General features: G+C 41.7%; 14 protein-coding genes. 3 read left to right on the top strand and 11 right to left on the bottom strand.

All coding sequences use genetic code 11. The features are described 5' to 3' along the window. Positions 1-81 precede the first annotated feature (81 nt). A complete protein-coding gene (locus V7L29_RS15965) occupies positions 82-351 on the bottom strand; it encodes a hypothetical protein (RefSeq protein WP_334736103.1) in 270 nt (89 codons plus the stop codon). Between the two features lie 175 nt (positions 352-526). On the opposite strand from V7L29_RS15965, the gene V7L29_RS15960 reads away from it, so the two are divergent. Further along, a complete protein-coding gene (locus V7L29_RS15960; RefSeq protein WP_334690050.1) occupies positions 527-1147 on the top strand; it encodes a tetratricopeptide repeat protein in 621 nt (206 codons plus the stop codon). A 503-nt stretch (positions 1148-1650) separates the two neighbouring features. Here V7L29_RS15960 and V7L29_RS15955 read toward each other — a convergent pair. The 5 genes from V7L29_RS15955 to V7L29_RS15935 all read right to left on the bottom strand — a co-directional run bounded on the left by V7L29_RS15955 (position 1651) and on the right by V7L29_RS15935 (position 8081). Then, positions 1651-1998, bottom strand: coding sequence for a DUF5615 family PIN-like protein (locus tag V7L29_RS15955; protein ID WP_334736102.1), 348 nt, complete (start codon positions 1996-1998; stop codon positions 1651-1653). Next, entirely contained in the window at positions 1988-2170 is a 183-nt protein-coding gene (locus tag V7L29_RS15950) for a hypothetical protein (protein ID WP_334736101.1), read from the bottom strand. Before V7L29_RS15950 ends, V7L29_RS15955 begins: the two co-directional genes overlap by 11 nt. Continuing rightward, positions 2167-2370 (bottom strand): hypothetical protein, encoded by a 204-nt coding sequence (locus V7L29_RS15945; protein ID WP_334736100.1) that lies wholly within the window; start codon positions 2368-2370, stop codon positions 2167-2169. The genes V7L29_RS15950 and V7L29_RS15945 overlap by 4 nt, the downstream gene beginning before the upstream one ends. 219 nt (positions 2371-2589) lie before the next feature. Next, positions 2590-7092, bottom strand: coding sequence for a translation initiation factor IF-2 N-terminal domain-containing protein (locus V7L29_RS15940; RefSeq protein ID WP_334736099.1), 4503 nt, complete (start codon positions 7090-7092; stop codon positions 2590-2592). A gap of 71 nt (positions 7093-7163) precedes the next feature. Further along, positions 7164-8081: a histone deacetylase family protein gene (locus tag V7L29_RS15935; RefSeq protein WP_334690046.1), complete on the bottom strand. Its 918-nt coding sequence runs from the start codon at positions 8079-8081 to the stop codon at positions 7164-7166. A gap of 111 nt (positions 8082-8192) precedes the next feature. Between V7L29_RS15935 and V7L29_RS15930 the strand changes: the two genes are divergently transcribed. After that, a complete protein-coding gene (locus tag V7L29_RS15930; protein ID WP_334736098.1) occupies positions 8193-9230 on the top strand; it encodes a mechanosensitive ion channel family protein in 1038 nt (345 codons plus the stop codon). 217 nt (positions 9231-9447) lie between these two features. Here V7L29_RS15930 and V7L29_RS15925 read toward each other — a convergent pair whose 3' ends face one another. From V7L29_RS15925 to V7L29_RS15910, 4 genes are all read right to left on the bottom strand, one after another. After that, positions 9448-10302, bottom strand: coding sequence for a metal ABC transporter permease (locus V7L29_RS15925; RefSeq protein ID WP_334736097.1), 855 nt, complete (start codon positions 10300-10302; stop codon positions 9448-9450). Positions 10303-10462: 160 nt separating this feature from the next. After that, a complete protein-coding gene (locus V7L29_RS15920; RefSeq protein WP_334736096.1) occupies positions 10463-11233 on the bottom strand; it encodes an SDR family oxidoreductase in 771 nt (256 codons plus the stop codon). A 329-nt stretch (positions 11234-11562) separates the two neighbouring features. Then, positions 11563-12312, bottom strand: a complete 750-nt coding sequence (locus tag V7L29_RS15915; RefSeq protein ID WP_334690042.1) for an SDR family NAD(P)-dependent oxidoreductase — start codon at positions 12310-12312, stop codon at positions 11563-11565. Between the two features lie 288 nt (positions 12313-12600). Continuing rightward, positions 12601-13419, bottom strand: a complete 819-nt coding sequence (locus tag V7L29_RS15910) for a metal ABC transporter ATP-binding protein (protein WP_334690041.1) — start codon at positions 13417-13419, stop codon at positions 12601-12603. 42 nt (positions 13420-13461) lie between these two features. Here V7L29_RS15910 and V7L29_RS15905 point away from each other — a divergent pair, with 42 nt between their 5' ends. Beyond that, positions 13462-13665, top strand: a complete 204-nt coding sequence (locus V7L29_RS15905; RefSeq protein WP_334736095.1) for a hypothetical protein — start codon at positions 13462-13464, stop codon at positions 13663-13665. Positions 13666-13729: 64 nt separating this feature from the next. Here the strand turns inward: V7L29_RS15905 and V7L29_RS15900 are convergent, their stop codons facing one another. Beyond that, a complete protein-coding gene (locus V7L29_RS15900; protein ID WP_334690039.1) occupies positions 13730-14785 on the bottom strand; it encodes a metal ABC transporter substrate-binding protein in 1056 nt (351 codons plus the stop codon). Positions 14786-15181: the final 396 nt, after the last annotated feature.

The following is a 15181-nucleotide window of genomic DNA, read 5'->3' as shown; positions in this document are numbered from 1 at the left end:
GACGCTGACTCGGCTTGCCGCAGCGAAAAGTGTATCGCGTCGTTTGCCGCCGATAGCGCAGCGTAAAGCCTTCTTTTCTCCCTACAGCCCTTTTGGGCATCCGACGGCAGGCGTTAGCCTCTCACGGATGGGAGAAGGGGAGCCACTGCGTTGCGGTGAGTCCAGCGCTGTAGGCGACTGGCGAACCCGGAGGGGGGTTCTAAGAGTAGTAGCAAGTGGCGTAAGACGCTGTTCGCGTCCCTTGGGCTTGTCTGCGACACGCTGTTCGCATTTGTGAACGGCATGGCAACTCCAAAAGACGCTGTTGGGTTCGCTTAGAGCGAGTCCTTTGGCGTAGCCCGCCGTAGGCATCGCTCATTTGTAATTCTGCGGATTTTTTTATTTTAAAGCTATCAATAACTTAAGAGTTTATCTTGCAGGTGCTAAATGCGATCGCCTTTTGTCGTAATCTAGATGATCGCAATCCCTAAACCATTCACCACATCTGATTCCAATTCAATAGCTGACCAAACCCACTTACAAACTCATGTTTTTTTCAAATTCCCTGGAAAATCAACTCCAGCGCTGGAACGAAACCATTCGCAATCAACCAAAAAATCCCACTGCTTACATTCGCCGGGGCATGGTTAACTTTCAGCTAGCCAAGATTGATGAATCTATTCAAGATTTTGATATGGCAGAGCAATTGGATGCTCGTATCAAAGCTTACCTCTGGCAACGTGGATTATCGTACTATTATGCAGAAAGATTTGCTGAGGGCGCTCAACAATTTGAAATAGACTTGACAGTGAATGCTCAAGATGTAGAAGAAACAGTATGGCGATATCTCTGCATAGCTCGTTTGTTAGGTGTTGAAGAGGCACGTAGTTCTTTACTAACTGTAAAAAATGACCCTCGACGTGTTATGCAGCGCGTATATGATTTCTATGCGGGAGATTGTACACCAGATGATGTTTTAACTGTTGGTCAATCAGAAGCAGAAAGCGGAAAATTTTACAGTCATCTTTACTTGGGATTATATTACGAAGCTCAAAATAATCTTGATTTAGCTCAGGAATATATAGTTAAAGCTGCTGATAACTACAAAATTGATGATTACATGTGGTATTTGGCACAAGTACATAAAAAATTGCGAGGCTGGATATAGTCGAGTATTAATGTCCTAAAGAATGCCTTTTTAAGCTTGGGGTATTATTTATATAAATTATTCACAATTATAGAGAATAAAAACCATTTGGAGTTGCCTTGCTGTTATTTACCAAGGGAGCATCCCAAATGTGCAAGTTTATTTTAATAAGATATTTTGACTTAGACGAAGAATGAAATAACGAACCGCAAAGGACGCATACTCCTACGTCCAAGCAAGCTACGCGTAGCGTCTCGTAAAGAAAAACACAAACCAAAGAGGTTTGTACAGGGTTTTTGTACTAGTCCTGTGTCTTTTGGCTTGCATTGGGATGCTCCCTTGATTATAGTGTTGTTCCGGGTATTCAGGTCTTTACAAGCAACAACTATGTCATTCAGAAAGCTGCTTCACAGAATAAGTTAGTGTGCGCTAATTAGGTTTAGCGTCCCAGCATTTTATCTCGTAGATGCTTAATGCGATCGCCGAAGCAAGTCCAGCTCATTGTATCTTGCTGAACTGATAGGCTAATAACTCCACTGATTGAGAATGATAAACTGATTTTCAAGTGGATATTTTGCTGTCTCTAAATTTGCAATCGCCTTAACAATTGCTTGATAGCTCATATTTTTAGCAGCGTCAAAATCCTGATAAACCGCCAAAATTCCTGAATGTGCGGGGTTCACTTGATGCAACTCATGAAAGTCATTGCAATTACGTGTGAGTAATACTCGCTGATTAAGTCTTGGGTAATCTAGCACAACTGAATCCAAACGATTCATTAAACCTGCCAAATTAACTGTGACTACATCATGCCCTGCTACTTGAAGAAGATTGACCAGATATTTTGCTTGAGAGTCCTCGTCAAGCAGCATTCGTAGACTCAAATGGGACTCCTTTCTCTTCCAAGCGATAGCGTTCCTCGTGTGCTTCTAATTTCAGCAGTTCTTGGTGACTCTGACAGTAACAAATCACTTCGTTTATTGTAGATAGCGGCAAGTCCCAATTTTCGGCTGCTTGCTCTGGCGACATCTGATTAACAATCATGTCTTGCCTAACAGTTGAGGCAAGTAGCTTACGCCCTTTAATGTAGAGTTGTTTACGCCAAGGATGAGGACGGCAACCAGATATTGCCAGTTTTCCAGTTGGGGCGTATCTTGCAGAGATTCAATAACAGCACTGACAAGGGCGAGGCGATCGCTCACACAGAGCTTATAGGCTTGTTCTTTCAACTCTTGCAAAGACATAGACTAACCCTCCAACAGAGGCTAACATCTCAATTTTAGTACAAAGGTTATTTCTCTAATCGAAAGCTTGTTTTTAATGTGTCCAAATCTACTGGTTTATATGAAGAAACAAACCCCGCCCAATTAAACAACCTGGAAAGCATCGAAAAAACCGTGCGATCGCATCCTATTGAATCTACTATTATCGCTATCAACTTTTTGAAGTTGTCATCAATCGGTTTAGCTAAAAAGGCAAGAAACATCAACAAAACCTCCATGAAGACTTACAATATTTGAAACTTCCGAATACATACTTCCAACTTTGCCTGATTGATGTGTAAATAAATTATGACAACCCACAATTATTAAAAGTTCTTGAGCGCGAGAAAATGCAACATTTACCCGTTCTGGCTTCTTGGCAAATCCCACATCACCTTTACTATTGTTGCGAACCATACTCACAATCACAACAGCTCGTTCCATACCTTGAAATCTGTCTACCGTACCAGTGCGAATTTCCAATGAAGGGAAAAGTTCAGATTGTAGGCGCTCATCAATTTTTCTTAATTGAGCGCCATAAAATGTAATTACGGCAATTTCTTTTTTTGGTTCACTATTAGCAACTTTAGAAGCCCAAGCACTCTCGAATTGCTCACATAGACGTTCAATCGCATCAATTTCTGGAATATTAAAGTAAGAAGTTCCATTTCGTTGCTCTAAAAACTGATTCTCTATAGGCGTTTTTACCCAGAGAAGATGATGAGATTCTTGGATGATTTCGCCTGCTAGATGATGTGCACGTTTTCTGTCAGGCTCTAAAATACCAGATTCTAGTTTCCCGTCATAAAACTGATTGATTGCTCCCATAATAAATGGGTGCATTCGATACTGTGTAGTTAGCATTTGCTTGATACTTTCATCAGCAAATTCAAACTGACCTTTAAACAGTGATTCTTCTAAAAACTGTAGTTCGTTTCGTGTATTGCCAATTGTTTGAGCAACTTCTTCTAAAGTGCTAGTATCAAGCATGGGTGGTAATTGCCGATGATCACCTACCATGACTAATTTTTTGCCTTTCAAAGCTGGGATTAGTAACTCTGGGGGAGTACACTTACTAACTTCGTCAATGATCACGACATCAAAGGATTTAAATTCTTCAGAAAAACCTTTATTTGCAGCTTGAACACAGGTGATACCGACGACGTTGGCATTATCTAAATATATGCGCCTTAAATCGTCGCGTGATCGTAGCCCGCCGCCGCAGGCATCGCCTTCAGTTGGTTGTCTTAATTTTCCGATCCAATCTTGTACAAAATTCTGATATTTATTGAGATAATTTTCTTCTTTTTGGAGTTGCTGTTGCCAAAATTCAAACTGAGTATTGATGCTGCGTAAAAACTCTAAATTAAAAAAGTCAGCAGGAGAATTTTCTAGTTTAAATTTATCAGGTATTGTTTGCCATTCTCTCAACCACCAGTTTCTTTCTACAATTAAATTTTCTGATGGCTGTGGTTGTGATTTCTGTTCTATTTCGCGGAGGTTAATTTGTAAATTTTGAAGCTGCTGTAAAGAAATTTCAGTTTCTTGTTTTAGTTTTGATAAGTGCTCATCTAGAGAGTTTTTGATCATCTCCAGTACAGCAAAAGGTTCTAATAATGAAATTAAAGTTTCAAGCTGATTGATGCAAGTTACCCAAGTATGCACTTGCTTTGAGAATTCTTCGGGTTGTTCCCAAATATTTGATTGTGTTGCGAGATATTTGTCAGCTAGAATACGTAATTGAGCAGATAGATTTTGTTGATGAAGTTCTTGTAAAATATTTATAACTCGTCCAAGTTGCAAATTAGCATCTTGCTGTGCTTTTTCTACCTCAGCTTGAGTAATGGATATTTGCTGTTGGCTGATTTCATTTTTTTGAAGTTCATTTAATTGTCGTTGTAGATGCTGAAGCTGTTGTTCAGTTTCAGTTTTGACTTTTAAAACGCATTGACGTGCATTTGCAAGGATAGTATCTAGCAATTCTTGTGTAATGCGGGTGAGAGTAGAATCAATATTATTCCATTCCCATGATGCACCATAAGTCCGTTGCATTCTAATTAAAAAAACCTGGGTATTCTCAACCAATAATTTTCGCTGTTTTGCAGTAAGTAATTGATAATTGTTAAACTGTTGGTAAGTTTCTTGCCATTGGGTGCGATCGCTCTTTGATAACACCATTGGAATCTGACTAAAATTTTGTTGTAAAAAATAGCTAAAATTATGTTGTTTCCCACGCCTGTCAGTAAAATATCCGTCTATTTCATAGGCGATCGCTTTTGCCAATAGCTGCCAATCTGGCAGGTGAATTTTGTAAATATTTGGTAATATTGGTAATTTTAATGTATTGGCAAACATCAATAAACCTAGTGGTAAATCTACTAAATTGTCTGTTAGTGGTAAACCTGATTGATGACAATCTTTCAAAGTTTGATACAGATGTGAAGATGCTGTAGACTTCCATTCCTTAACTGCTGAAATAATATAATCAATTTCCCGTTTGCGGTTTTGCCAAATTTGGATTGTTTGTTGTAGGTTTTGCAGCTTAGTAAGATATTGCTGATAATCTGGTTGTAGCTGATTTAACGAGGCAAAATTTTGTTTGACAACCTGCACTAACGCCGCGACTTTTGACATGGCTTGACTTGCATCTTGAGCATGAGTAAAAGCAGTTTTAAATTCAGAAATTTCTGTTGCTACGGTTTGACGCAACCAAACTGCTAAACCAAATGCACCAAGCGCCGGGCGCACAATGCCAAGTTCATCAGTATATTTGATGGCTTGACGAACATTTGCTAAAAATTCTTCTACTAAACTGTTACCTTCTGTGTAGGGTTTAATAAGTGGCAAAAAATCTGTAACTTCTGGAGCTTCCCAGTTGACATTTTTTGCAGCATTTAGTATATTTTTTAGACCCGCAATTAGGGATTCAACCTCGTTATGTTTTTCTACAGTTTCGCTGTAAGATTTTTCTTGATTTTTAAAGTTTGCCTCTAATTTTACCTTGTTTTTATTGAATTTATTTTGTTGCTGATTGAATTCTTCCTCTGCTTGGAAGTAGGCTGTAAATCTTTGTGATGATGCGAGTAATTGACTGAAAGTTTGGATATTTTCGAGGCGTTGAGTAAGATTGCTTTCGCAGTCATTCGCTGTATTTTCTAGCCATCTGCCAATCACTTGGTCTTCGAGAAATGGCTGTCCTTCTTCCCCAACTTTCTCGGCTCTTCCCTTTCGTACAGCCCGAATCACTGGGTTATGAACTAATCGACTCAAGGCGTTATCTACTGCTAAATTGGCTTGAGATGCAATTAGAGTGCGTCCACCGCGAAGCGCAATTTGATAGCAAATCTCGGCAATTACAGTAGTTTTACCAGTACCTGGTGGCCCTTGGATGAGAACAAGATCCTTAGCGGCAAGTACCTTTTCTACTGCTGCTTTCTGACCAGGATTAGCAGAAGATAACAACAAATCTTGTGGTTGAAGTTCGATAGTTGTTTTGATTTGTCTAGCCTGGGAAGCATCGAATAAAAAGTTGCCTAAATAAGGATTTTGGGTGTAACCATTATTCAAATCGTCCAAAGCTTTTTTCTTACGCTGAATCTGCTGAATATCACCAACTGCCTCGAAACATAAGAATCCAGTAGCAGGTAATTTGTAACGCTCTGCTGCCATATATTCAGCTAAGTCGCGCTCTAGTCTGATGCTGATAATACAACGGTTGGGATCAACTTCTTCAACAGTCCCTAGTTGGCGACCATTAAGCCAATTTTTTCCGATGGGAGCAGTTTCAAACAGTTTCAAATCTTCGTTTTTTGCCTGTTTTGCTCGTTCCCAGAAGTTTTCCACGTCGAGGGAATTTTGATAAAAGCCGTCAAGGGTAGCTGAGGCTACATCTATTTCAAAACTGATCCGCCTTTTGAAGTTATAGTTGTGACTTACGTAACGCACGCAAAATTGACGTGCTTTAGCGATTTTTTCCTCAATTTGCAAAAACGCTTTCCAAGCTTTAAGCTGATCTTCTGTAGGCACATGGTCGCCACAAACTGGCGCGGCTGCGATGCGTTTCAATGTTGCAGGGGGAATGTCAAGATGATGTTGATGATTAGGCAATAAACGCAAGCTACAAGGTATAGCATAGCTATCGGCGTGTCCTCGTGAAGGTTGTAACAACTGAGCCGATAGTATTTTTAAACCGCCGTGTCCATCTTTTTGTACAGCCGTTCTGAATCCTAAAGTTTTTCTTAGTTTCTCAAGTCTTGCAGGTAACTGAAAATCATCACTATCTGTTGCTATTGTCAAATCCCAAATTTCTTCTCTTGCTTCTTTCCCCGCACCTTTGCGACGCACATAAAATAAAGAAGGCTTTTGACCGACACATTCATAGATTAACTTATTGGCGCGATCGCGCCGCTCCCTAAATTCGGGATATGATTGAAGAGCAGTTTCACCTTCAAGATGGCGGATAAAACTATCAATTGCTGAAGTTATAAACATATAGCCCCAATCTTCAAAGTATGTTTTAGTTTTTGAGGATTTTGCTGTTAGTTTATTTACCGCTACACGAATGCGTTCTGCCTCTGATTCTGAAATGGTGCTGGTATGGCCTTTGACTGCAATGTTGAGTTTGTCGCAAATTGCTAATAGCTTCTTGCTATCCAAATTCAATTCTTTTGCTAGTTCGTAAATTCTGAGTTTGCCGTTGTTCATCCAGTACTGCCTTTGCCGACAAAATAGTGTTTAAAACTCTACGATTTTGGGTAGTATTGCCCACTAAATGACTATAATTTGTACTGCTGATAAACTTCACTAGCTGCCCGATGCAGCAGGGAATGCCGCCAGACAAGAGATTTCATATCATCAGCATAACCGCCGCCAATGACGCAGGCGACAGGATAACCGCTACTCATACAGGTACTCAAAACCTGCATTTCTCGGCGAAAAATGCCAACATCGGTTAAGGCTAATTTTCCCAACCGATCGCCTATATGAGGATCAACACCTGCATCATAAAATACTAAATCTGGCTTGACTTTAGATAATAAATCTGCTAAGTAATTCGCCAAAGTTTGTAAATAAGCCTCATCCTCCATTCCCACCGGCAAAGGAACATCCAAATCGCTGTTTTGTTTAGTACCGGGGAAATTAACTTCGCAGTGCATGGAGAAAGTAAAAACGCTGTCGTCGTCTTGGAAAATAAAAGCAGTGCCGTCTCCTTGATGAACATCCAAATCCACAATTAGGATTTTCTGCACAAGTCCAAGTTTTTGTAAGACGCGGCAAGCGATCGCTAAATCGTTGAAAATACAAAAACCAGATCCATAACTGGGAAAGGCATGATGAGTGCCACCAGCCGTATTACAAGCTAAACCCTGACTTAGTGCCAGTTTTGCAGTGAGTATTGTACCACCTACAGCTACACAGGTACGATTCGCCAATGCTGGACTCCAAGGCAAACCAATGCGTCGCTGTGCTTTGGCATCTAGGGTTCCTTCACAGTAAGCTTGAACGTAGTTTGGAGTGTGGACTAACTCTATCAACTCTAGCGGCGGACGTTCGGGGGTATGAAATTGTTCTTGATTAGCTACACCATCAGCTAACAGCAATTCGTAGAGTTGTCGAAACTTAGACATCGGGAAGCGATGTCCTTCAGGCAGGGGAGCAATGTAATCTGGGTGGTAAATAATTGGCAAGTCCATAGTCCAGAAAATCTCAAGCAGGTAATCCGGCAAATAACAAGGTAAAATTTAGCCATAATCGCAGCAACAGTGCTGTTATCCTAAATGTAAAACTCCAAATTTAAAATTTATATGATGGAATGGATTACGCCGATATGGTTTATTCTAGCTGGCTTCTTAGCTGGAATAATTGGTGAAAAAGTTATCTTTAAAAAACTGGAAACATTCGTTACTAATAAACGAATAGCTGGAAGTAAAATTATATTTCGCTCTTTGCACCGGATGACTTTTATTTGGTTTGTCATCGCCGGTTTTTTTTGGGCAGTTCTGAGTTCTCCTCTCAAGCCAGATGTTGCGATCATACTGCAAAAAATTCTGACGATCGCATTACTGTATTCAGTAACCCTAGTCTTAGCCAGATTAACTGCTGGTTTTGTTAATTTATTTATCCGCAAAACAGAAGGGGTTCCTACATCATTAATTTCTAACTTTGCTAAAGCTACTGTTTTCGTTTTGGGAACATTAATTATATTGCAAACAGTGGGTGTTCAAATTACACCGATTATCACAACTTTAGGTGTTGGTGGTATAGCAGTTGGTTTGGCACTTCAAGACACACTTGCAAATTTATTTTCTGGTTTTTACTTAATCATTTCTAAGCAAGTTAGAACTGGAGACTATGTTAAATTAGATGCTGGACATGAGGGATATGTTACAGATATTTCTTGGCGGAATACAACAATTAAAGAAATTTCTAATAATGTAGTTATTGTTCCCAATTCTAAGTTATCTACTGCGATTTTTACAAACTATCATTTACCCGCAAAGGAAATTACTTTAACAATGGATGTGGGTGTCAGTTATAATAGCGATTTGGAAGAAGTTGAAAGGGTGACTGTAGAAGTTGCTAAAGAAGTCATGCAAGAAATTGCACCGGAATTAAAACAAAATGAACCATATATCAGATTTCATACTTTTAATGATTTTAGTATAGATTTTACGCTTTATATGCGCGTAAGTGAATACTTTGATCAACGTATTGGTAAACATTTATTTGTCAAGAAATTACACAAACGCTATCAGCAAGCAGGGATTACAATTCCCTTTCCTATTAGAGAGGTTTATGTGCCAAATGATAAAAATAAAAGTTCGCCATTAAATCCAAACTAACTCTTGCTAAATACAGCATTTCATTAATTTGTAGCGAATTAAATTTGGCAATACCTTGCAATGTCAATGCATCTCGATACAATCTTAATGCGTCCCGATACAATCTTAATGCGTCCTGATACAATCTTAATGCATCCCGATACAATGCCGATGCATCGGGCGTATTGTTAATGTGTCGCCCTGCATTAAAAAAGCTACGCTTTTACGCAAAACTGTACTAAGGGAGGTGTTTTGTCTGGAGGGGAGGGAGATGGCGTTTATATCGCCCTTGCAGGTTCTTGGTGAGCAACACGCAGGCAAATATAGCAGTTGACAGTAGCACTACACTAGCTCCAGAGGCAATGTCGAGGTAGTAGCTAAGGTAGATACCCACAAATGAAATCGCAGCTCCTAAAATCCCGGAAATAATCATCAGATAACCAAAGCGATCGCTCACTAATCGGGCAATTGATGCTGGAATCACCACGGCTGAAATAATCAAAGTTACCCCCAAAACGTTCAGTGTCGCCACCAGTAAAGTCGCTAACATTAAAGCAAATAAAGTATCCATTGCAAAAACGGGTACGCCATGAACCTGAGCAACTTCTCGGTCAAAACACCAAAATAGCAACGGGCGATAAAACAAGAAAACCAGGCTGAGTAAGACAATCGTCACACCCGTCACCACCCACAAATCATTAGGGGAAACGCCCAACACATTGCCAAACAAAGCGGCTTCAAAGTTTTGGCTAAACTTGCGATGGCTACTGATCACAGCTACTCCTAAAGCAAAGCTAGCAGTTGTCACAATTCCAATAGCTGCATCCGAGTAGACTTTGCGTCCGGTCAAATATTGAATCAGCAGGGCGGCTGCAAAACCCCAAATCCCAGAGCCAATATAGAAATTCAAACCCAGCACATAACTCAGCACGGCTCCCCCCAAAATCGCATGAGATAAACCGTGGGCAATGTAACTCATTCTCCGAGTTGTAATATAAACTCCCATAATGCCGCATAATAGCCCCGCCATCATGCCTACTAAAATGGCACGGCTAAAAAAGTCATAGCGAAAGGGAGCTAGTAAAAAATCCATATTTTTATCAAGAAAGGCAAAAGACAGAGGGCGCAGAGAAGCCAGTGCGTTGGGCGGGTTCCCCGACTTGTTCGCTCTTAGCGTTCCCGCTCTTTAGCAACTGGCGCGACACGGAGGAATAAGAGTTTGAGAGGTTTTTTGCGTAAGTCCTAATAAAGTATCAAGTAGCTACATAACCGCCATCTACAACCAAAGACTGACCAGTTATGTACGAAGCTGCTTCTGAACATAAGAAAACAACAGTTGAAGCAATTTCTTCAGCTTTCCCCATTCGTCCCATTGGAACCATTGTTGTCAATTGTTGACTTGCGGTTTTAGCATCACCCATTTTCTCTGTCAGACGGGTTATCAAATCTGTATCGATGATGCCTGGATTGACAGCATTAATACGGATACCTGATTGGGCATAATCAAGGGCTGCTGACTTTGTTAGCCCCATAACAGCGTGTTTGCTTGCATTGTAAGACCCAAAATTCGGGAAGGCGATTAGTCCACCCATTGAGGAGTTGTTGACAATTACGCCCTCACCTTGACGGAGCATTTGGATAATTTCATACTTCATGCACAGGAATAATCCTCTGACATTAATTGACATAAGTTGATCGAACTGTTCAATCGATTGTTCGTGGAGAGGAGCGTTTCCACCGTTAATTCCAGCATTGTTAAATGCATAATCTAAACGACCGTAAGTTTCTACCGTCTTGCTGACAAGTGCTTCTACGTCTGATTCTTGGGCGACATCTGTTTTGACAAACACAGCTTCACTTCCAGCTTGTTTAATCTGACTCACGGTTTCTTCGCCTTCGGAGTCACGACGAGCCGCAACGACAACTTTTGCGCCTGCTTTACCAAAGGCGATCGCCGTCGCCCGACCGATTCCAGAACTTCCACCTGTAACAATTGCAACTTTGCCTTCAAATTCACCTGCCATAATTTATCCTGATCAGCTAATAATCATTTAAAATGCGTCCCCGGTCACATTCAGCAGAGGGCTTGGTGGTCGAACTGAAGCGTTCGATACCTGCGTACAGAAGACAAGAGACATACTCAGCAGAAATTTGTGCTTTTGTCAACGCGTAAGTCCTATTCCTAGCCCTTTCAAGGTGACTAGTAAAATCTCTTTTTTTCTCTGTGCGCCTTCCGCGTCTGTGCGGTTCAAAAGCATTTTATTTAACCACTCCAGACATAGAAAACACAGAGTTAAGAGCTTAAAGAGTAGTTTATTGAGCAAAATTTTTACCCACCTTGAAAGGGCTAGTCCTATTCCTGTTGCGTTGGTCGGATCAAAATTTCATTCACGTTGACGTGAAGCGGTTGGGTAACGGCATAGGCGATTGCCCGTGCAATATCTTCCGGTTGCAGCGGAGTGACGGATTTGAACCGGGCTTCGAGCGCCTGTTTCGCAGCGGGATCGGTGATATTGTCGATAAATTCGGTGGCAACCATACCGGGTTCAATAATGGTGACACGAATATTGTCTTTATGAACTTCCTGCCGCAGAGCTTCTGAAATCGCATTCACGCCCCATTTGGTGGCGCTGTACACACCCATGCCTGCCCGCGTAATCCGTCCGGCAACGGATGAAAGATTGACCACATGCCCAACGCCCTGCGCTTTGAAGATAGGCAAAACCGCATGAGTTGCATACAGCAATCCCAAAACGTTCAGGTCAAACTGTCGCCGCCACTCCGCTGGATCGCTATCCTCAATCGTTCCCAATCCTCCAATGCCTGCATTATTCACAAGAATATCGATTCGTCCCAAAGTTGTGTTGACCTTTTGCACCAGTGAGTTCACTTGGGTTTCATCGCTGACATCCGTGACAATCGGTAAAGCTTTTCCACCAACCGCTTCAATTTTTTGTGCAACTTCGTTCAATCGCTCGATTCGACGAGCCGCGATCGCCACCTGTGCGCCTTCTTCTGCAAGAGCGATCGCCGTCGCCGCCCCTATTCCCGAAGATGCACCTGTAATAATTGCCACCTTGGTGTCTAATTTGCCTGCCATCATTTGCTCCTGATAATTTTCTGATACTTGATGATTGAACTCACACTCTAGTAACTGTAGCTGATCACTACCAGCTTCAGCCGCGCACCACTGACCGAAGAAGCAGGGGGGAAGGGAGCAGGGGGCAGGGGGAGCAAGCCCTTCTCACTCTTCTGTGAAGCTTGATCGGAACATAGGGGCCCCGTCCTTCTAGGACGATTGATAAGCGGGCGGAGTACAAGCTCTGTCCTAATCTCTGCCCTGCTCCCCTGCCTTTCTTTGTAAAAGCAAGCTGATATGGCTCAGTGATAACTATCTTGCACGCAATACTTCCGGCAAGTTGTGTTGCATTTGATGACGCAGGGAAGTACCACCGCTAGCGATTAAGATTCGGTCTTGTTGGTGGAAAACCACCATTTCTCCACCAAAAGTCTGCTCAAGATTTGCGGGACTGAAGACATCGATAGGTTGACCTTGACAAATTAAACCGTGGTTGAAACATACCACCCAAGGTAGATGAGTCGCTACTGAGTTGAGGTCATGGGTGGAGAGGATAATCGTCAAGCCTTGCTGGTTCAAATCAGCCAATAGGTGCAATAGTTCGTGTTGAACGTGCAAGTCTGAACTGCTGGTGGGTTCATCTAGAAGAACTATTTCTGGTTCTCCTACTAAAGCACGGGCAATGAAAACCCTTTGCTGTTGCCCACCAGATAGATTACCGATTGGTTGATGGGCAACATGGGCAACCCCAACGCGCTCCAGGAGTTCGCTAGCAACAAGGCGATCGCGCCGCGAAGACCAAGGCAATATCTTCTGCTTTTGGTAACGCCCCATCATCACCACTTCCAGAGCTGTAACCGGGAAAGTCCAATCCACTGTTTCTACCTGTGGCACATAGCCCACCGCCTTTGGTGAGACTCCTGGCTTTAAGCGCTTTCCTCGAAACCAAATCTCTCCAGCCCAAGGATGAACTAGCCCTAAAATCGCTCTGATTAAAGTGCTTTTACCACTCCCAGAAGGGCCTACCAAGCCAGTAAGTTGACCAGGGTAAAGCGTCAAATTAACATCCCTAAACACTGGCTGGGTTATATAACCACAGGTTAAACTTCTAACTTCAAGTATTGGTTGCATATACAGCAGATTTTAGTTAGTGAGGTATATAAACTAAGTACATTGCGTAAAAACATAGTGTTTTTAATGCAAGGGGATGCATTGGCATTGCAAGAGAACGCATTGGCATTGCAAGGGGATGCATTGGCATTACAAGAGGATGCATTGGCATTGCAAGGGGATGCATTGGCATCGCAAGAGGACGCATTGGCATTGCAAGGTATTGCCAAATTTAATTTGCGACAAATTAATAAAATGCTGTACTAAGTCTGTTGCACTAGATATCAAGCGTGTTTTATTCCTGAGTTCTACTGCATTTATTTTGTGTAGCCTACTTGGTTGCTGTTGGCCCAACAACATTTCCAGTGTTCAAGTTCTTCACTAAATCAGGATTTCCTCCCAAATTAGAGGCGATAATTCGCATGTTGTTAGCCATCATGCCAATATAAGTATGCTCAGGATTAGTGTTTTCAATTGCATTGGCTGAACCCTTGCCTGGTAACTCATCATCAGCAGTGTTGGCTGTTTTTACCTTCGCTTCGCGGGCAATTTGTTCTTCTACCTTACTGGGGTAGACTTCAGAACCAAAAATTGCTGGGACGTCTGTTTTCCGAATTTGGTCAATTAGCTTTGCGACATCTTGAGCGGATGGTTCTTTGAAATCTGAAGGTTGAATCGCACCAATTACTTGAAAACCATACTGTCTGGCCCAATACGCCCAAGAATCGTGGTAGGTCAAAAGTTTACGATTTTTGGCAGGAATACTAGCAACAATTTCTTGTGTTGCTTTGTCTAAGGCATCAAGACGTTGTAAGTAATTTTTGAGATTAGTAGCGTAGTAGTCTTTGCCAGCAGGATCTAAGGTGGTTAACTGTTGGGCAGCTAGTTTGGCGTAATTCTCAGCATACTTGGGGTTTACCCACAGATGAGGATTGGGATCACCCTTTTCTTTCGGAAAGCTGAAGTCAAAAAGCCATTGCTCTTTGGTAATAGTATTACTGCCTAGTTCAAAGATTTTAGTTTCTTTGGGCTTTGAGGCTTTAGCTAGTTTTTCTGTCGGGGATTCCAAATGTAACCCATTGGCGATAATCAGATTAGCTTTGGATAACAAATCAGCATCGCTAGGACGAGGTTCAAAGGTATGGGAGTCGGTTCCTTCTGGAATAATACCTTTAACTTCTAAGCGATCGCCTGCAATGTTACTCACAATATTGGTTAAAGGAGCAACTGTCGTTACAACTAAAGGCTTATTTTGTGTCTTTTGCTCTTTTACTTGAACTGGAGCGGTTGTGACTTCAGGGTTGGAAGACACCGTTTTATCTGGGGACGGACTGCAAGCTACTACCATGAAGCTAAGTACAAATACCAATCCGGGGAGGGTCTTCATTACACTCAAGCCTTATAAATTAAAAGATCAACCTTTAATTAGACCTTTTTGCGATATTAAGATGCAATGCCCCCTCAGGGTATTTTCGGTTGATTTTTAGGTTTTTTTTACCTAACATCCTACTTAACCTGAATTGGAGAAATCCAGGGTTAGCATGTTTTGCAAAGAAATAAATGCCTAGCCGTATACAGTTCTCGTGAACTTCACGAGTAATCATCGGAACGCCAACCTCTAAAAGGGATTGGCGACGGCTGGGCATTTATTTTTAGGACTTACGCAACGCTGATATTGTCATTGCGACCGAAACGGAGTGTAGGGAAGCAATAAGAGCGTCAGGGCGGATTACTTCTCTATCGCTCGTAATGACGAAATTACGTTATTTTTGCGTAAGTCCTG

It is taken from the genome of Nostoc sp., assembly GCF_036916575.1.
In the GTDB taxonomy this organism is placed as follows: Bacteria; Cyanobacteriota; Cyanobacteriia; order Cyanobacteriales; family Nostocaceae; genus Nostoc.
This window is presented reverse-complemented; position numbering and strand designations above follow the sequence as displayed.